This is a genomic window from uncultured Methylobacterium sp., assembly GCF_964242245.1.
Lineage (GTDB): Bacteria > Pseudomonadota > Alphaproteobacteria > Rhizobiales > Beijerinckiaceae > Methylobacterium.
The window spans coordinates 11229-29245 of the sequence record NZ_CAXTBY010000013.1 but is presented as its reverse complement, the minus strand read 5'-3'; the positions used below and the strand labels follow the sequence as shown (position 1 = coordinate 29245).

18 protein-coding genes are annotated in these 18017 nt (G+C 71.2%); 7 read left to right on the top strand and 11 right to left on the bottom strand.

Annotated elements, in window-relative coordinates; translation table 11 throughout:
* Positions 1 to 106 precede the first annotated feature (106 nt).
* A complete protein-coding gene (locus ACFE8Y_RS05350; RefSeq protein WP_375463358.1) occupies positions 107 to 760 on the top strand; it encodes a glutathione S-transferase family protein in 654 nt (217 codons plus the stop codon).
* 27 nt (positions 761 to 787) lie between these two features.
* Here ACFE8Y_RS05350 and ACFE8Y_RS05345 read toward each other — a convergent pair whose 3' ends face one another.
* From ACFE8Y_RS05345 to ACFE8Y_RS05320, 6 genes are all read right to left on the bottom strand, one after another.
* Positions 788 to 1891, bottom strand: a complete 1104-nt coding sequence (locus tag ACFE8Y_RS05345) for a DUF2125 domain-containing protein (RefSeq protein WP_375463357.1) — start codon at positions 1889 to 1891, stop codon at positions 788 to 790.
* 105 nt (positions 1892 to 1996) lie between these two features.
* The gene (locus tag ACFE8Y_RS05340; protein WP_375463356.1) at positions 1997 to 2353 is read right to left on the bottom strand and encodes a hypothetical protein; all 357 of its coding nucleotides are present in this window, start codon (positions 2351 to 2353) and stop codon (positions 1997 to 1999) included.
* A 226-nt stretch (positions 2354 to 2579) separates the two neighbouring features.
* Positions 2580 to 3359, bottom strand: a complete 780-nt coding sequence (locus tag ACFE8Y_RS05335) for a lysophospholipid acyltransferase family protein (protein WP_375463389.1) — start codon at positions 3357 to 3359, stop codon at positions 2580 to 2582.
* A 239-nt stretch (positions 3360 to 3598) separates the two neighbouring features.
* On the bottom strand, positions 3599 to 3814 hold the full coding sequence (locus ACFE8Y_RS05330) for a hypothetical protein (protein WP_375463355.1): 216 nt from the start codon (positions 3812 to 3814) through the stop codon (positions 3599 to 3601).
* Positions 3815 to 3897: 83 nt separating this feature from the next.
* A complete protein-coding gene (ggt, locus tag ACFE8Y_RS05325; protein WP_375463354.1) occupies positions 3898 to 5634 on the bottom strand; it encodes a gamma-glutamyltransferase in 1737 nt (578 codons plus the stop codon).
* Between the two features lie 146 nt (positions 5635 to 5780).
* Positions 5781 to 6299 carry a hypothetical protein gene (locus tag ACFE8Y_RS05320; RefSeq protein WP_375463353.1) on the bottom strand — a complete coding sequence of 173 codons (519 nt, stop codon included), beginning with the start codon at positions 6297 to 6299 and terminating at the stop codon, positions 5781 to 5783.
* 62 nt (positions 6300 to 6361) lie between these two features.
* Here ACFE8Y_RS05320 and ACFE8Y_RS05315 point away from each other — a divergent pair, with 62 nt between their 5' ends.
* The 3 genes from ACFE8Y_RS05315 (at position 6362) to ACFE8Y_RS05305 (ending at position 8048) form a co-directional block, all read left to right on the top strand.
* Positions 6362 to 7078, top strand: a complete 717-nt coding sequence (locus ACFE8Y_RS05315) for an NAD-dependent deacylase (RefSeq protein ID WP_375463352.1) — start codon at positions 6362 to 6364, stop codon at positions 7076 to 7078.
* Positions 7079 to 7299: 221 nt separating this feature from the next.
* Complete coding sequence (locus ACFE8Y_RS05310; RefSeq protein ID WP_375463351.1) at positions 7300 to 7521, top strand: hypothetical protein; 222 nt, start codon at positions 7300 to 7302, stop codon at positions 7519 to 7521.
* Between the two features lie 305 nt (positions 7522 to 7826).
* The gene (locus ACFE8Y_RS05305; RefSeq protein WP_375463350.1) at positions 7827 to 8048 is read left to right on the top strand and encodes a hypothetical protein; all 222 of its coding nucleotides are present in this window, start codon (positions 7827 to 7829) and stop codon (positions 8046 to 8048) included.
* Positions 8049 to 8391: 343 nt separating this feature from the next.
* On the opposite strand, the gene ACFE8Y_RS05300 is transcribed toward ACFE8Y_RS05305, so the two are convergent.
* From ACFE8Y_RS05300 to ACFE8Y_RS05290, 3 genes are all read right to left on the bottom strand, one after another.
* Positions 8392 to 8763 (bottom strand): hypothetical protein, encoded by a 372-nt coding sequence (locus ACFE8Y_RS05300; RefSeq protein WP_375463349.1) that lies wholly within the window; start codon positions 8761 to 8763, stop codon positions 8392 to 8394.
* Positions 8764 to 9072: 309 nt separating this feature from the next.
* The gene (locus tag ACFE8Y_RS05295) at positions 9073 to 11412 is read right to left on the bottom strand and encodes a molybdopterin cofactor-binding domain-containing protein (RefSeq protein WP_375463348.1); all 2340 of its coding nucleotides are present in this window, start codon (positions 11410 to 11412) and stop codon (positions 9073 to 9075) included.
* Positions 11409 to 11885, bottom strand: coding sequence for a (2Fe-2S)-binding protein (locus tag ACFE8Y_RS05290; protein ID WP_375463347.1), 477 nt, complete (start codon positions 11883 to 11885; stop codon positions 11409 to 11411). The genes ACFE8Y_RS05295 and ACFE8Y_RS05290 overlap by 4 nt, the downstream gene beginning before the upstream one ends.
* Before the next feature lie 508 nt (positions 11886 to 12393).
* Between ACFE8Y_RS05290 and ACFE8Y_RS05285 the strand changes: the two genes are divergently transcribed.
* Together ACFE8Y_RS05285 and ACFE8Y_RS05280 are read left to right on the top strand one after the other, a co-directional pair.
* Complete coding sequence (locus ACFE8Y_RS05285; protein ID WP_375463346.1) at positions 12394 to 12657, top strand: hypothetical protein; 264 nt, start codon at positions 12394 to 12396, stop codon at positions 12655 to 12657.
* 38 nt (positions 12658 to 12695) lie between these two features.
* Positions 12696 to 13205, top strand: a complete 510-nt coding sequence (locus ACFE8Y_RS05280; RefSeq protein WP_375463345.1) for a thermonuclease family protein — start codon at positions 12696 to 12698, stop codon at positions 13203 to 13205.
* Between the two features lie 9 nt (positions 13206 to 13214).
* Here the strand turns inward: ACFE8Y_RS05280 and ACFE8Y_RS05275 are convergent, their stop codons facing one another.
* Entirely contained in the window at positions 13215 to 15218 is a 2004-nt protein-coding gene (locus tag ACFE8Y_RS05275) for a potassium transporter Kup (RefSeq protein ID WP_375463344.1), read from the bottom strand.
* Positions 15219 to 15573: 355 nt separating this feature from the next.
* On the opposite strand from ACFE8Y_RS05275, the gene ACFE8Y_RS05270 reads away from it, so the two are divergent.
* Entirely contained in the window at positions 15574 to 16215 is a 642-nt protein-coding gene (locus tag ACFE8Y_RS05270) for a hypothetical protein (RefSeq protein WP_375463343.1), read from the top strand.
* A gap of 12 nt (positions 16216 to 16227) precedes the next feature.
* Here the strand turns inward: ACFE8Y_RS05270 and ispG are convergent, their stop codons facing one another.
* Positions 16228 to 17571, bottom strand: a complete 1344-nt coding sequence (ispG, locus tag ACFE8Y_RS05265; RefSeq protein WP_375463342.1) for a flavodoxin-dependent (E)-4-hydroxy-3-methylbut-2-enyl-diphosphate synthase — start codon at positions 17569 to 17571, stop codon at positions 16228 to 16230.
* Between the last annotated feature and the right edge of the window lie 446 nt (positions 17572 to 18017).

Genomic DNA, 18017 nt, shown 5'->3' with positions numbered 1-18017 from the left:
GCCACGCCGTAGTGGTGCCCGTGAGCGGGCGGCTGGGCCTTGTCGCCCGCGTTCGGCACGAGTCTTGGATCGGCCCCCGAACGCGATGGCGCCGGAGAGAACGATCATGGCCGCGGCGACGCTGACGATCTCGAGCCGGAACTACTCCTCCTGGTCGCTGCGCGGCTGGTTGATCTGCCGGATGGCCGGGCTCGAGTTCGAGACCGAGATGCTGTCGGGCGACGCCACCAGCCGGGCCGAACTGCTCCACCTCTCACCCTCGTTCCTGGTGCCGCGCCTGCGCCACGCGGGCATCGTGGTGTGGGACACGCTCGCGATCGCGCAGTACCTCAACGAGACCTTCCCCGATGCCGGCTTCCTGCCGGTCGACGTCGCGGCGCGGGCCCATTGCCGATCGATCGCGGGCGAGATGCACAGCGGATTCATCAACCTGCGCTCGGCCCTGCCGATGAACCTCAAGGCCTTCCATCCGAGCTTTCGCGTGTTCAACGGCGCGCGCGGCGACATCGAGCGCATCGTCACGATCTTCGACGATTGCCTCGCCCGCTACGATGGCCCCTACCTCTTCGGCGGGCGCCCGACCCTGGCGGACGCGATGTACGCGCCCGTCTGCACGCGCTTCCGCACCTACGACGTGAAGCTCCCGCCCCGCGCCACCGCCTACCGCGACGCCATCCTGCACTGGCCGCTGATGGTCGAGTGGGCCGAGGCCGCCGCCGACGAGCCGGAAGAGATCGAGGAGCTCGATATGGAGTTCTGAGGGGCAGGGGTCCCTCGCCGGAGTCTCTCAGTACAGGATCGGCAGGCGGACGTTCGGAATCGCGATCGGTCCGAGCAGCAGGCGCCCGTCGGCCAGCCGCAGCGGCGGCATCGCTCTCAGCGTCGTATCGCCGGCCGGCGCCGCGGGATCGCCGGGGGCGGCGCGGCGCATGCCGAGCAGGCCGCCCACGAGATTGCCGATCAGCGCGCCGCGGTCGGCCCCGAAGCGCTGGCCGACGATCGAGCCCACCAGGGCCTCGACGCCGGCCGCGCGCAGGTCGAGCTGACCCGCCGGGCGGTGGCCCGAATCGATGTCGAGGCTGCCCTTGGCCTGCACCCGTCGGTCGCCCTTGGCCAGCGACAGGCCTGCGATCTCAAGGCTCCCGTCCGCCTGCCGCCAACGCTCCAGCTCGCGCGCCACCGTGCCGGTCCGGAGCAGGCTGGCGCGGTTCACGGTCACGTCGAGGGCGATGTCGCCGGGATCGGTGTTGCCCACGAAGGCGTCGGCAACCGGCGCCAGCGCCTCGGAGAGCTGAAGGCTCACGTCGACGGCGCCGTCGGAGGCGAAGCGGCCGGGCGTCGGCCGGGCGTGCAGTTCGAAGTGTCGGGCCGCCACCGCAATCGGCTCGGGCGCGGCACCCGCGACCGTGACCTTCGGCCCGTCGACCACGAGCGAGGCGCGAACGAACCCGTCCGAGGCGCCGTGGAAGCTGCCCTCCAGCCGGGTCCAGGCGGCGTCGCCCACGAGGTTCCCCTGCTCGACGTGGAACGGTCCCTCGGCCAGCATCAGGACGTGGCGGGGCTGGTAGACCTGCGCGACCGCCGTGAGCGGTCCGAGGCGGAAACGCCCGTCCGCGCGGTCGAGCGTCAGGCCGGCGCAGCGCAGCTCGATCCGGAACGGGTAGCCGCCGATCGTCCGGTCGAGGCAGGTCCAGGTTCGCCCGGCATTGGCCTCGCGACCGATCCAGGCATCGATCTCGGACGCCGTTTTGCCGCGGACGTAGAACCATCCGGCCGACCACCCCAGCGCCAGGATGAGAAGCAGGATGTAGGGCAGGAAGAGCCCGCGCCGGGAGCGCAATTTCCCCGGCGGCACGCCGTCGGACGGGTCGTGCCGCACCGCTTCCTGCATCGCGCACTCCACCTTCGCCGCGTCGGCGGGACCGTCCCCGGCGACGGCGTCCGCCTCGGACAGGCATGAGGTGACACTGGCGGCGAAACTGGGGCGGAGCCCGCCTCAGGCGAGCGCAGGGTCCGCGTTCTCGACCCGCAGATCCTCGACGATGGCCCGGCGCTCGGTCTCGTCCTCGGCGAGCCGATGCACGTGCATCTCGGTGGCGCCCTCCTTGCGGGCGCGGGCGAGCCACGTCCGGCTCAGGCGTTCCCGCGGGCTCTCGCCGGAGGCCGACACCGCGACCAGTTCGGCGATGCCGGCCGGGTCGCGCCGCACGGCGATGACCACCGCTTCGCCCATCTCGTCGAGGTCGGGGGCGCTCAGCGCGTGGATGCCGACCACGTAGCGCTTGCCCGAGCGTCCGCGCCATGCGCTGAGCGCCAGGGCCGGGGTGCCGCGCAGGCCCGCCGTCGTTCGCAAGCGTTCTTCACGCACGTCCTGTCTCCGGGTGCGATCGTCCTTGAGGTCGCGAAGTGCGGCCGACCAGGACAGGGCTCTTTTGTTCGCCATTTGTTCCATTCTGGTTCGAGTTTTCGCCGCCGTCAAGCGATTCGTATCATGAAGCTGAGATGGGAGGTCCAGGGGTTCTCCACAACCGCGCCGGTTGCCGGTCACCGTCGATTTCGCGGGTCGGAACCCGGGACACTCAGACCGGGCGCGAGGTTTCGGGATGGCTGTTCCGCGGGGAGGACATGCGTCCGTCCGCGGCCAGTTCCGCCCGGCCTACGGCCAGCAGCGCGTTCGAGGCGGCCTCGATCCGGTCTTCGACGAGGTCGAGGAAGGCGGCGCGCCCGTGCCCCGGCGGGATCGGCGCCAGGAACTCGATCACCGCCGTGCCCGGACGGCGGACGAGGCTCCGGCGCGGCCAGTACAGGCCGGTGTTCAGCGCGACCGGAAGGCAGGGCACGTCCAGCGCCGCGTAGAGGTGCGACAGGCCTTGCTTGTAGGAGGGCGGGCTGCCCGGCGGGCGGCGGGTGCCCTCGGGGAAGATGATGAGCTGCCGCCCGCCGCGGATCGCATCGGCGGCCGCCGCGTTCATCAGGCCCATGGTGCGGGCGCCCCTGGCCCGGTCGATCGCGACCATGCCGCTGCGCGACAGGAACCAGCCGATCAGCGGGATCCAGAGCAGTTCGCGCTTGAGGATGTAGGCGAAGTCGGGAAGCACCGTGCACAGGGCCAGCGTCTCGAGGGCCGATTGATGCTTGGCGCCGACCAGCATCGGCCCGGTGGAGACGTGTTCCAGCCCGCGGAACTCGACCCGCGTGCCGGCGACGACCCGCAGCAGCCAGAGCGTCACGTGCGCCCAGAACCGCGCCAGCCGCAGCACGGACCGTCCGGAGATCAGCATCGGCAGACCGCAGACCGCGATCAGGGCGGTGGCAAGGTAGAAGCAGAGGTTGAAGGCGAGGGATCGGACGACGAGCATCGGCACCTGCTGTGGCGGTCCTCCTCTTAACGTGCTCGCGGGCCGGCGGCCAAGCGTTGCCCCGCATCGAGGGCATCTCGCAGATCGCCCCTCGCACCGTCGCGTCCTGGCCGTGCCGTGGACGTTCTGCCGAAACGCCTGGAGCCGTGCCCGACCACGTTGGGTCGGGCACGGCTCTAAGGTCTTGTTTTGACGTGCTTCCTTGCGACGAACCGGTGTCCACTTCGTCGGGAAGCACCCTAGACCGAGATGTCGATCCGATGCCGGTCCGGCGATGGGTTCGCCGCCGCGCCATCATCCTTCGCCCCGAGCGCGGGACCGCCCGCCTGCTCGATCTCCACGGAGAGGGTCGCGGCGCCGGACGCGCCCTCCAGGGCCGCATGCGCGCGCGCCGTGCCTTCGAGGTCGGCCTGACGCAGGAGTCCGATCCCGCTCAGGGGCATTCCGGTGATCATGCCGCGCACCTCGCAAAGCGGCATTTGGGCAGGCGGAGGCGAAGATTCGGTTGAGAAATCCGCGCGGATGCGCGCGTTCCGCCTCAATATCCCTCCGCGAGGGTGTCGCGCTGGCGCGGATCGGCGGCGCCGGCAAGCAGGCCGCCGAGGCGCAGAATGGAATTGGCCGAGCCCGAACTCGTGCCGACCCGCACGGCGTGGCCGCGCGCGCGCAGCAGGGCGAGGGTGTCGGGGGAGAGCCCCTCCTCGGCCACCAGCACGTCGGGCTTCCACTGGTGGTGGATGCGCGGCGCGTCCACCGCCTCGGCGAGGTTCATGCCGAAGTCGATCAGGTTCACGATCACGTCGAGCACCGTGGTGATGATGCGGCTGCCGCCCGGGCTACCGGTCACCAGGAAGAGCTGACCATCCCGGAACAGGAATGTCGGCGTCATCGACGAGAGCGGGCGGGCGCCGGGCATCACGGCGTTCGGCTCGCCGCCGACGAGGCCGAAGGCGTTCTGGGTCCCGGTCTTGGCGGAGAAATCGTCCATCTCGTTGTTGAGGAGCACCCCGGTGCCCTCGGCCACGAGCCCGATCCCGTAGGAGAAGTTGAGGGTGTAGGTGTTGGCGACCGCGTTGCCGTCGGCGTCCACCACCGAGAAGTGCGTGGTCTGGTCGTGCTCGTGCGGGAGGGGATCGCCGGCCGCCACCGCGTCGGCGGGGCGGGCGCGGTTCGGATCGATCGCGCCGCGCAGCAGCGTCGCGTAGGGCTTGGACACGAGGCCCGCCACCGGAACCTGGACCCGGTCCGGATCGCCGAGCCATCGCGCCCGGTCGGCGTAGGCCGGCTTCATCGCCTCGGCCATGGTGTGGATCGCCGCCGCGCTCCCGGCGCCCATGGCGGCGAGGTCGTAGCCTTCGAGGATGTTCAGGATCTCGATCAGGTGGACGCCACCCGAGGACGGCGGCGGCATCGAGACGACGCCGTAGCCGCGATAGGACCCTCGCACCGGCTTGCGGAGCTCGACCCGGTAGGCGGACAGATCCTCGGGGGTCATCAGGCCGCCCGCGCCCCGCACCGCGGCCGCGATCCTGTTCGCGACGGGGCCCGTGTAGAACGCGTCCGGCCCCTGCGCGGCGATGGCGTGGAGGGTGTCGGCAAGGTCGGTCTGCACCAGGACGTCGCCCCGCGGCAGGGGGACGTCGCCGCGGAAGAAGATCGCGCGCGTGGCGGGCCAGCGCCCGAGGAGGGCACTCGCGCGCGGCAGGGAGTCGGCCAAGCCGCCCACGACCGGGATACCCTCTCGCGCGAGGTGCTCCGCCGGTGCGATCAACTCGGCGAGCGTCAGCTTGCCGGAGCCGTAGAGACGGTGCGCCTCGGCCAAGCCCCGCACCGAGCCCGGCACGCCGACGGCCTTGCCGGTGCGGGTCGAGGCCGCCCGGTCCGGCTGGCCGTCGGGGCCGAGGAACATGTCGGCACGCGCCGCCCGCGGCGCGGTCTCGCGGTAGTCGATCGCCACGGTCTCGCCGCGGGCGGCCAAGTGCACCATCATGAAGCCGCCGCCGCCGAGGTTGCCCGCCTGCGGCAGGGTCACGGCCAGCGCGAAGCCCACCGCGACGGCGGCGTCGACCGCGTTGCCGCCGCGCCTCAGCACCTCGACGCCGACCCGGGTCGCCCGTGCCTCCTGGCTCGCGACCATGCCGTGGGCCGCGAGCACGGGCAGCATCCGCGCGTCGTCCGACGGGATCGGCGGCGGCTCCGGCGCCCGCAGGGCCTGGGCGTGAGCCGCGGTGCCGAGCGCGAGGAGGAGGGCGAGGGCGGCGCGGGTCCGGATCATCCTGTCCACCATAGCGCCTGCGGCGCGCCCCAGAACCCCGAAAGTTGGAGCGCCGCACGAAACGTCCGTTCCACCGCCGTTGTCGGTCGGGCCATGACGGCAGGTCGGGCGTTGTATGCGGAACGGTTACGCGCGCCGCGGGCGAGCTACGGTGTCCGGTCGATCCCCGGGCTGCCGAGGCGTATCGCGGATGCGTCACGCCGGCGGGCGGCGACGAGCCAGTAGACGAGGCCCGCGCTCGCGCCCGTGACGAACAGGATCGCGGTGATCCGCGCCTCCGCGGCGACCTGACCGGCGCCGCCGGGGCGGACGGCGCCGCGGGCGAGCCAGGGCAGCGCCGCGGTGAGCAGGGCGCAGGCGCCCCCGTACCAGGACAGGCCGCGGAGCCGCAGGGTCTCGCCGATCAGGGCGACGAGGGTCGGCGGCACCGCGAGGAGCACGAACGAGGCCTGCGCTAGTCCGGCGATCAGCAGCGGAAGGCTCTCCGGCGGCAGGCCGGCGGCGAGGTCCGACAGGCCGGCATCGAGCCCGGCCATCGCCCCCCTCGTCAGCCAGACGCTCGCGACGGGATCGAGCACGAGGGCGGCGAGCAGCACCGCAGCGCCCGCGGGGATCGCGAGGAGCAGGGCGAAGGCGCCGCGGACGAGGCGTGCGATGAGGCGCATCAGCCCCTATAGCACCGGCGCGACGCGGGCTCTCCCCGGAAGCGCGGTACAGGCTTACCCTCATGCTGAGATCCCCACCGCAGGCCGTCTTCGTGCTGACCGGGGCCGGCGTCTCGGCCGAGAGCGGGCTCGGCACCTTCCGCGATGCCGGCGGGATGTGGAGCCGGTTCGACCCGATGCGGCTCGCGACGCCCGAGGCCTTCGCGGAAGACCCCGACACGGTCCTCGACTTCTACAACCTGCGCCGCTGCGGCGTGCTCGCGGCCGTGCCCAACGCCGCCCATGCGGCCCTGGCGCGCGCCGAGGCGCGGCTGGCGGCGCGCGGCGGGCGCCTGTTCCTGTGCACCCAGAACGTCGACGACCTGCACGAGCGGGCGGGCTCGCGGACCGTCGTCCACATGCACGGCGAACTCCTGAAAGTCCTCTGCCAAGCCTGCACCCGGACCTTCGCGCGCCGCACCGACATCCTGCGCACCGATGTCTGCCCGCACTGCGCGCGGATCGGGACGCTGCGTCCGGACGTGGTGTGGTTCGGCGAGATGCCCCATCACCGCGATGCGATCGAGGCGGCGCTCGCCGGATCGGACCTGTTCGTCGCGGTCGGCACCTCGGGTTCGGTCTACCCGGCGGCGGGCTACGTGAGCCTCGCCCGCGCCCGGAACATCCGGACCTGCGAGATCAACCTCGCGCCGTCCGACAACGCCGACGCGTTCGACGAGGCCCGTTACGGGCGGGCCGGCGAGGCGGTGCCCGCGTTCCTGGCCGAGCTCGGATTGTGACGGATCGTGTCCGCCCGCTACATCTCTGATGGACCGAACTCATTCCCCGATGCGATACAGCGTTCGCTTGCGCGCGGCGCGTATGTCCGCCGCGAATCACGCGCACCGACGCTGTCAAGACATGGACGAGCCCGCAGCTTAGCCCTTACAACGCTCAAGCTTGGGGTGGTCGCCGCGGCAGACCCCGAGCGTTCGCTGAAGCCACAGGGGAGCGAGAGCCCATGCAGAACTTCACGGTCACCGCCCGCGAGCGCGATACCGTGCTGGCGGCGTTGCGCTACTACCAGTTCTATCGAATGCAGGGGCACCCCTTCGATCCCCGCCAGGACCACCTGATCGACGCCATCGCCGCCGAGAGCGGCGAGGCCCTCGACATCGCAGAGGTCGACGACCTCTGCGCCGGCCTCAACGGCAACGCGCAAGCCCGCGCCGCCCGCGCCTGACGGGCTTCGGCGGTGCAGAGGCGCCCCCTCGACTTCATCCCTCGCAACGGTCCCGCCGTCGTGGATCGCCTGTCGGCGATGTTTTCGGCCGCGATCTGCGGCCAAGCCTGAACCCGTTGTCCCATCGTCCCGCGTATCGGGTCGGTCTCCACCCACTCGGAGATGACGGACGCATGTCTGGCCGGACGGATCGCTCCCTTCGCGGTCCCTTCGCGGTCCCCTGGCGGCCCCGCATCCGCGGGGCATGACAGCACAGAGTCCCGGACCTCGCCTGAGGTTTCGGATCATACGGGAGCCAACGAACCATGATGACGATGAAGAGCGTGCTCGTCGCGGCCGGCCTGTTCGGCGGCCTGATCCTCACCGCCGGCTCGGCCTCGGCCGTCCCGGCCGGTCCCTCGGGGCTTCAGGCGGGCGAGACCCCGGTCACGCAGGTGCGGATGATGCACGGCGACCGGATGATGATGAAGAAGCGCATGATGCGGAAGCGGATGATGAAGCGCCGCATGATGATGAAGCGTATGTGATCGCAAAGCCGAAAGGAGCCTCCCGAGGCTTCGCATCCGGCCGGACGGGGTTACGCCCCGTCCGGCCGCCCGTTGCCGGAACGCGGCCGCCCCGCCCGCGGCGATCCGCATCCGTGCAAACGCCGTCGCGCAACGGCGTCTTCGCCGCCGGCACCCGCCGGCTTCGACGGCGCGTCAGGTCCGAGACCAGCCTCCCGCGCTCGCCGGACCGGAGGGCGACGTTCACCCTCCGAGCCGCACGCTCGCCGCGAACTCCGCATCCATCGCTGCGGGGACTGCCGCAGTCGCCCTCGCGGTCCCTGCCGAAGACCTGGAAGCCCTGAAGCGCAAGGTCGCCCGCAGCTCAGGGGACCGCCTTGAGCTGCGCCTCGGCCCGGACGGTCGCCGCCTCGCAGGCCTGCGCATCACCCTTGCCGTCGGCGGTGCGCGCCTCGTCCAGCGCCACCTTGGCCTGCTGCGCCGCATCCGCCCCCTTGCCGGCCTCCGCCGACTTCTCGGGCGGCGCCTCGCTGCGGCCCCCGGTCCCCGTGACGCCCTCGCCGCCGCGGCGGCCGGCAACCCCCTGGCCGCTGCTGGAGGCGGAGATCGCCTCGGTCGATTCCGCCTTCACCCGCCGCGACAGGCTCTCGATCTTCTCCGAGCAGGGCGAGGCGAGGGCCGGCACGACCACGGATAGGGCGAGGGCGAGGGCGGCGAGGGACGCGATGAACGTCATGTCTTGGATTCCTCGATGGGATTGAGCGGGCAGGCTCACGCGGGCCGAGGCCGCGGCACGACGCAAGGTTCCGGCGGCGGCATTCGCGAGGGCGTGGGCGAGGGACGGTGATGCGCAAGGCCCGGGGAAAGGCGTGGGAAACGCACGCCGCCGCCTGCCCGGCGCAAGGGGGGGTGGGACGAGCGGTGAGGCCTCCACCGGGAGCCCCCCAATCCTGCGCTCGACACCCTGGGAGAAGGGACCCGCGAACGCCCGGGCGGGCCGACCTCAGGGGAGCCCCCGCCCGGGACGGGCGGGGGCGTGCGCGGATCAGGCGCTGAGCTGGTCGCGGATCGGCAGGTGCCGCACCCGGCGGCCGGTGGCGGAAAAGACCGCGTTGGCGATCGCCGGCGCCACCGGCGGGACGCCGGGCTCGCCGACGCCGCCGAGCGGACCGTCCCAGGTGCCGGAGTCGACGAGGTGCACGCGGATCACCTTCGGGGCGGCGTCGATCCGAATGATCTCGTAGCCGTCGAAGTTGTTCTGCTGCGCCCGGCCGTTCTTGAAGGTGATCTCGGCGGTGAGCGCCAGCCCCATCCCCATCACCACGGCGCCCTCCATCTGCGAGCGGACACGCTCGGGGTTCACTTGGCGACCGCAGTCGACCGCGATGTCGATCGCGTGCACCTTCACGCCGCCCTTGGCATCGACCTCCACCTCGGCCGCGACCGCGGTGTGGGTGACGAAGCTGTAGTGCCCGGCGATGCCGAGCCCCCGGCCCTTGTCGAGGGTGCGCCCCCAGCCCGCACCGTTCGCCGCCGTCTCGATCACCCGGCGCAGGCGCCCGGTGTCGATCGGGTAGAGCTTCGGGTCCTCGCCGTGATTCCACACGTCGCCGATGGAAGTCGGGTCGATCGTCCTCGCCGGGCCGATCAGGTCCAGGAGGTAGTCCTTCGGGTCGCGGCCCGCGGCGTGGGCAAGTTCGGCCACGAACGACTGGATCGCGAAGGCGTGCGGGATGTTCGAGACCGAGCGGAACCAGCCGATCCGCACGTGGGCTGCGGCCTCCGGGTTCTCCAGGCGGATGTTCGGGATCGCGAACGGCGTGTTGACCAGCCCCATGCCGAGCTCGAACGGCAGCTCGTGCTTCGGATCGGGCGCGAAGATCGAGCCGATCGTCGGCGCCGCCGAGCGGTGCAGCCACGCCACCGGCATACCGTGCTCATCGAGCCCGGCCTCCAAGTGCTCGGCGGAGATGGTGTGGTAGTAGCCGTGGTGGATGTCGTCCTCGCGGGTCCAGACGAGCTTGACCGGCGCACCGCCGACGGCCTGCGAGCACAGCGCCGCCTCGACCACGTAGTCGGGCTTGGACTTGCGGCCGAAGCCGCCGCCGAGCAGCGTCACGTTCACCCGCACCTTGTCGCTGGCTAGGTTCAGCGCCTTCACCAGCCGGTCGTGGGCCGCCTGCGGCCCCTGCGTGCAGGCCCAGGCCTCGCAACGTCCGTCCTTCACCCGCGCGACCGCGGCGGGGGGCTCCATCGGCGCCTGGACGAGGTGGGGCACGAAGTAGTCGGCCGTGAGCCGGGTCTTGGCCTTGGCCATGGCCCCATCCACGTCGCCCTGGTTGCGCACGACCTTGCCGGGCGCGCGCGCTGCCTTCTCCAGCTCGGTCCGGAACGCGTCAGTGTCGTAGGCCGCGTTCGGGCCGTCGTCCCAGGTGATCTTCAGGGCCTCGCGGCCCTTCATCGCCGCCCAGGTGTTCTTCGCCACCACCGCGACGCCGCCGAGCGGCATGAACTCGGACGGGATCTCGCCGCCGTCGATCTTGAACACCTTCACGACGCCCGGGATCTTCTTCGTTTCCGTGTCGTCGAAGCTCACGACCTTGCCGCCGTAGACGGCAGGCCGCGCGACGAGCGCGTACAGCATCCCATCGAGCTTGGTGTCGAGGCCGTAGACGGCCTTGCCGGTGGTGATGTCGCGATTATCGATGAGGCCGATCTTCCCCTTGCCGATGTAGCGGAAGTCCTTGGGGTCCTTCAGCGTCACGCCCTCGCGGGCCGGCACCGGGAGTTCGGCGGCGGCGGCCGCGACCTCGCCGTAGCCGAGCGTGCGCTTCGACTTGGCGTGGGTCAGCACGTGGTTCTCGGCCGTGACCTCGGAGGCCGGCACATTCCACCGCTTGGCCGCCGCCTGGATCAGCATGAGCTTGGCCGCCGCGCCCGCGTGGCGGAAGTGCTGGAAGAAGTGGCGCAAGGAGCGCGAGCCGTCGGTGTCCTGGTTGCCGAAGCGCGCCTCGTCGCCCCAGGCCTGGACCACGCCGACCTTCGACCAGTCGGCCTCCAACTCGTCGGCGACCACGAGGGCGACCGAGGTGCGCACGCCCTGGCCCATGTCGGAGCGGTGGTTCGTCACCGTCACCCGGCCGTCGGGAGCGATCGCGACGAAGATCGTCGGGTCGTCGCGCCAGCCGTGCGGCATGCCGTCGGCGCCGAACTTCTGCGCCTCCGCGGCCTTCGTCTCGGCCTTGGCGGCATCGCGCAGGTTCACCGCGAGCACGAAGGCGCCGAGTCCCCCGAGGATGGTGCGGCGGCTGACGTTGGCGATCAGCATCGGCTGCGCCGGGGTCTCGGCCGCGCGTTCGGCCATCAGCTTGGAATCGTGGATCACAGGCGCTCTCCCGCGTTGGCGGCGGGCTGGCCCGCGGCTTGGTGGATCGCGGCGCGGATGCGCGGGTAGGTGCCGCAGCGGCAGATGTTGCCGCTCATGCTCTCGTCGATCTCGGCGTCGGTGGGCCGCGGGCTGTCCTTCAGCAGGGAGGCCGCCTGCATGATCTGGCCGCACTGGCAGTAGCCGCACTGCGCGACGTTGAGGTCGCGCCACGCGACCTGCACCGGATGGTTGCCGTCGGGCGACAGACCCTCGATGGTCAGGACCTCCTGGTCGACGGCTGCCGAGACCGGCGTGGTGCAGGACCGCGTCGCGGTGCCGCCGAGGTGGATCGTGCAGACGCCGCACAGGGCCTGCCCGCAGCCGAACTTGGTGCCGGTGAGGCCCAGTTCGTCGCGCAGGTACCAGAGCAGCGGCATGTCGGGGTCGCCGTCGAAGCTGCGTTGCGCTCCGTTCACCGTGAGTTTGATCATCCGTATCATCCTACTCTGAACGCGACCCGCGCCGGGAAAGTGCCGAGGCGCGCGCGCTCCTGTCGATGGGGTTGCGGGGGACGCCTTCCATGCGGACGGGATCTTCCCGGCCGTGCGGGCCGCTCGTCGTTCTCAAGAATGGCTCAAAACTAACGCAGAGTCCCACCACGGCGCAACGCGGATGAAGCGTCGCGCCGCGCGCGAGACCGCCGCCCAGGACATGTCGCGTGCCGTCGTGCATGCCACCCGACCGACCGGGAGCGGGGCCGGCTGCCCTCCGGGGATGCTTCCACCATCGTCACGTCCGCACTTTCCCTCCTGGGATGGATCGATGCCGGCGTGCTCGCGGGACCGGTCGAAGATCGTGGATCGTCTGCGCTCGCGGCATGGATACGAGGCGATGTGCGTGTCGGCACGGAAATCCCAAGTTCGATCCGTCTATCGATGCTGCATCGGAATACGGGGGTCGCCCGGTTCGACAGTCTCCGCAAGTAGAAGGTCCAAGATCATGAAACACGTTTCCGTCCTCGCGATGCTGTCCCTTCTGGCCGGCACCGTGCCCGTCCTCGCCGAGGCGACGGCCGCCCAGCGCGCCGCCTGCACCCCGGACGTCTGGCGTCTGTGCGCGTCCGAGATCCCCGACATCGGCGCGATCAAGACCTGCCTTCGCCGCGAACGGGCCCAGCTCAGCCCGACCTGCCGCACGGTCATGGACACCGCCGACAAGCCGGTCCAGACCGCCGCCCGCACCGTCGCTGCCGCGCGCGACTAGGCCGCCGCGATCCCGTCCGACCATCCGGAGGCCTCCCGATGAAACGCGCAGTCCACGCCTCGGCGATCGCGCTCGCCCTCCTCTGCGGACCCGTCCTCGGCAACGAGGCGCTGACCGGTCCAGCCGTCGTCCTCGACGGCGACACGCTCCGCCTCAAGGATGCGGTCGTCGGCCTGTTCGGCATCGCCGCCCCGGCGCCCGAACAGACCTGCGAGGGCGCGACGGGCCTGCCCGTCGCCTGCGGGGCCGACGCGGCCCAGGCGCTCGCCGGGCACATCGGCGCGGCCAGCGTCGTCTGCGAACCGCGGGGCCTCGATCGCCACCGCCGTCCGGTCGCACTCTGCCGCGTGGGCGGGGAAGACCTGAGCGCCTGGATGGTCGCGCGCGGGCACGCGGTGGCCGATCGCCTGAGCGCGCCCGACTACGTCCCGCAGGAGACGAAGGCCTGGGCGACCCGGCGCGGCCTGTGGGCCGGGGTGTTCGAGGAGCCCTCGCGCAGGCGGGTCGATGCGTCCGCGCCGGCGCGGATGGCCTCGCTCACGCGGTGAGGCGGCCCCTCAGACCGTCACCTGCGTCCCGACCTCGACCACGCGGCCGGTGGGAATCTGGAAGAAGTCCGTCGCGTCGTTCGCGTTCTTGGCCAGCGTGATGAAGATCCGGTCCTGCCAGAGCGGCATCCCGGAGTGGGTCGCCGGGCGGATCGAGCGTCGCGACAAGAAGAACGACGTCGCCATGATGTCGAACTTGAAGCCCTCCCTGCGCAGCAGCACGAGGGTCTTGGGGATGTTGGGCGTCTCCATGTAGCCGAACTTCATCACCACCTTGAAGAAGCCCGGTCCGATCGGCGCGAGGCGCACGCGGTCCGCCGCCTTGGCGCGCGGCGTGTCGACGGTCTCGACCGTGAGGATGACGTTCTTCTCGTGCAGCACCTTGTTGTGCTTGAGGTTGTGCAGGAGGGCTGCCGGCGCGGTGTCGGGGTCGCTCGTCAGGAACACCGCGGTGCCGCGCACGTGATGCGGCGGGCTCTTCTCCAGCATGCCGACGAGTTCGAGGATCGGCACGTCGGTCTTGCGGGTCTTGTTGACCAGGATCGTGACGCCGCGCACCCACGTCCCCATCAGCACGATCAGGCCGCCGGCGAGCAGCAGCGGCACGTAGCCGCCCTCGAACACCTTCAGCAGGTTCGAGAGCAGGAACAGGAACTCGATCACGATGAAGGGCAGCATCAGGGCGGCGGCCGCCACCGGCGACCAGTGCCACAGCCGCCACACGACGACGAAGGTCATGCTCGCGGTGAGCAGCATCGTGCCGGTGACCGCGATGCCGTAGGCCGAGGCCAGCGCCGAGGACGAGCGGAACACCACCGCGAGCACGACGACGCCGATCAGCAGCAGGGTGTTGATCTGCGGCAGGAAGATCTGGCCCGAATGCGACGCGGAGGTGTGGCGGATCTCCAGCCGCGGCAGCAGCCCGAGCTGGATCGCCTGCCGCGACAGCGAGAAGGCGCCGGTGATCACCGCCTGGCTCGCGGTGACGGTGGCGAGCGTGGCCAGGAGCACCATCGGCAGCAGGGCCCAGTCCGGCACGAGCTGGAAGAACGGGTCGGTGGTCTCGGGGTGCTCCAGGACCAGGGCCGCCTGGCCGAGGTAGTTCAGCGCGAGCGCGGGGAAGACGAGGCCGAGCCACGCGATCTGGATCGGCCGGCGCCCGAAATGGCCGAGGTCGGCAAACAGCGCCTCCGCGCCGGTGACGGCGAGGAACACGGCGCCCAGCGCCACCAGCGCGCCGCTGCCGTGGCCCAGCAGGTAATGCACCGCGTACCAGGGGTTGAGGGCCTCGAGGACGGACAGGTGCGCGAGGACGTGCGGCACCGCGGCGAGCGCCAGCGCCAGGAACCACACCACCATCACCGGCCCGAAGAAGGCCGCGACCCGGCTGGTGCCCCGGCTCTGCACGAGGAACAGCGCGAGGATGATCGCCACCGTGATCGGCAGCACCGAGCCCTCGAAGGCCGGCGTGACGAGCTTCAGGCCCTCCACCGCCGAGAGCACCGAGATCGCGGGCGTGATCACCGCGTCGCCGTAGAACAGGGCGGCGCCGAGCAGGCCCAGCGTAAACACGATCCGCGAGCCGCCGAGCGCCTTTCGCGCCAGAGCCATGAGCGAGAGGATGCCGCCCTCGCCGTTGTTGTCCATGCGCAGCAGGATCGCGACGTACTTCACCGTCACGATCAGGAACAGCGCCCACAGGATCAGCGAGGCGGTGCCGAGCACCTCGTCCGCGAGCAGGATGCCGTCGGTGCGGGCCGGCACCAGGGCCTCGCGGAACGCGTAGAGCGGGCTCGTGCCGATGTCGCCGTACACGACGCCGACCGATCCGACGGCCAGCGTCCACAGGCCGGCGGGCGCGTGGCCGTGGCCCTCGACCGGATCGAGGGCGCCGGCCGGAACGATCGGGACCTCGGCCGGCCGCATCGTTGGAACGCCGGCCTCGCTCGGGCCGGGTCGACCCGCGTCGTCGGGCTGAGCGGCGGGGACGCTCGAGGTTGCGGGTTGGGTCATCGGGTGTGATCGAGGCTCAGGCCTGCCGGCGCTTCGCGGTGCGGCGCGTCGATGTCCGCACCGGAGGATCGGCAGGACGCGAAAAGTCTGCCGGGCTTGCATGCCCGGCAAATAGGCTGGTCCTTACGAAATCCTAACGCCCTGCTAACACGCCCCCGCACGGGCGGGAACAGCGACCTTTGCGCTTGGCTGATCCGCGCCGCGCGGGACGCGAGGGCACCTGCGCCCGCGACGCCCGCAGGTGGGTCGCGGAGGAAGTGTGGGTCGCGGAGGAATTTCCGATTCGCTCATCCGCCGGGGAACCCTCGCGGGGTAGGCGCGTGACGCGCGAAGACGTAGACTCGACGGTATTGCCATGACGTCGATCGTCTACGACCCTGCCTCACTGAGGGCTCTGGCCAAGCTGCCGAAGCCGGCACGCCGCGCCGTCGTGGCGAAGCGCGCGCGATGCGCCGAGACCGGGGCCGGCGACGTGAAGGCCCTCGTCGGAACACTCGGAATCCGGCTCCGGGTCGGCAACGGTCGCCTGCTGTTCCTTGAGACGGCCGACGCGATCGAGGTCTTTGCGATCGGTGATCGGCATGACATCCACCGGCGAGAGGATGGCGCCATGACATCACAGTTCATCAGGATCGAGGGCGGGGAAGAACTCGTCGTGCTGACCCGGCGCGCCTACGACGCGCGCTTGGCGCAGCTCGGCGACGAAACGGCCGAGGATCGCGCCGCGGCGCGGCTCGCCGACGACTACCTCGCCGCGAAGGATGCGGGCCTCGGGGCGGCGATCCCGCATCGGTTCGCGGTCAGCGTGGCCGAACACGGTTCTTCCGTGTGCGCGGCCCGCAAGCAGTGCGACGCAACGAGGTCTGAACTGGCCCGAAGCCTCGGACGATCGGTGGCCGTGTTCGAGGCCATCGAGCACGGACGATCGGCGCTGAGCGACGCGCAACGGCCGAGGCTGGCCGAACGGACCGGGATCGCGCTGGACTGGCTCGTCTGAGCCGAGCCGCCCCTACTCCGCCGCGTTCCGCGCCCCCTGGCCGAAGCGGCGCTCGATGTAGTCGATCACCACCGTCTCGAAGTCCTTGGCCAGCGTCGCGCCGCGCAGCGTCATCGCCTTCTTGCCGTCGATGAAGACCGGCGCGGTCGGGGTCTCGCCGGTGCCGGGGAGCGAGATGCCGATGTCGGCGTGCTTCGATTCCCCCGGCCCGTTGACGATGCAGCCCATCACCGCGACGTTCAGCCCCTCGACGCCGGGATAGGTCTTCTTCCACTCCGGCATCGAGGTGACGATCCAGTTCTGGATGTCGCGGGCCAGTTCCTGGAAGGTCGTCGATGTGGTGCGGCCGCAGCCGGGGCAGGCGGCGACCATCGGCACGAACGTGCGGAACCCCATGGTCTGGAGCAGTTCCTGGGAGGCCTTGACCTCCACCGTCCGGTCGCCGCCGGGTTCGGGCGTCAGCGAGTAGCGGATGGTGTCGCCGATGCCCTCCTGGAGCAGCACGCCGATCGCCGCCGAGGCTGCAACCAGGCCCTTCGAGCCCATGCCCGCCTCGGTGAGCCCGAGGTGGATCGCGTAATCCGAGCGCCGCGCCACCTCGCGGTAGACCGCGATCAGGTCCTGCACCGCCGAGACCTTGGCCGAGAGGATGATGCGGTCCTTCGGCAGGCCGAGTTCCACCGCGCGCTCGGCCGAGGAGAGCGCCGACTGCACCATCGCCTCGCGCATCACCGCGCGGGCGTCGATCGGGCGGGGAAGCTTGGCGTTCTCGTCCATCAGGTGCGTGAGCAGCGCCTCGTCCAGCGAGCCCCAGTTCGCGCCGATGCGGATGGTCTTGCCGTAGCGCATCGCCTGCTCGACGATGGTCGAGAACTGCGTGTCCTTCTTCTCCTTGAAGCCGACGTTGCCCGGGTTGATCCGGTACTTGGCCAGCGCCTCGGCGCAGGCCGGATGGTCGGAGAGCAGCTTGTGGCCGATGTAGTGGAAGTCGCCGACCAGCGGCACGTGGCAGCCGATGCGGTCGAGGCGCTCGCGCACCTTCGGCACGGCGGCGGCGGCCTCGTCGCGGTCGACGGTGATGCGCACCAGCTCCGAGCCGGCGCGGGCCAGTTGGGCGACCTGCGCCACCGTCGCGTCGATGTCGGCGGTGTCGGTGTTGGTCATCGACTGGACGACGACCGGGGCGCCGCCGCCGACGATCACCGCGCCCGCGCCCTCGCCGACGCGCACGCCCACCGTGCGGTGCCGCGGCGCGGGACCCGCGATCTCCGGCCCGGTCAGGCCTGCCGCCTGCCGGGCAAGCGGGTTCATGGCCAGGGGATTTTCGGTAAGGCCGGCGGCTTCCATGGCTTCCATCGTGGACCTTCGCTTGAGGCCTTCAGCTTGGCGGCCCGATCGAACGCGTCCGGCCGGACGCGATGACCGAAGCGTCCCGATTCGGCCTGTCGCGAGCCTGCGCGACCGATCGTTTCGCTATGATTGACGCCATCGCGCGTCAAGCCGGCGGCGCATGCCGGCGCCGCGCGTGTCATGTCGCATCCCCGCGCCGATGTCGAGTTCGCCGCAGTCACACGCGCCGGGATTTCCCCGCACCGGCATCGGCGATAATCCTGCCGCGGCAACGGCATCCCGGTCGCGGCCCGCGCCGCGAGGGACGACGCCGCCCGGAGGAGACTCCGGTACCCGCGCGGCGAGGGCTGCGACGCGCTGGATGTGCAGGAACGTATCGGTAACTCTCCGGCGTGCAACCCCGCACGCGCACGCGCCGCGCCCTGTACCGGTTCCGCCGAGGGATTATCCGG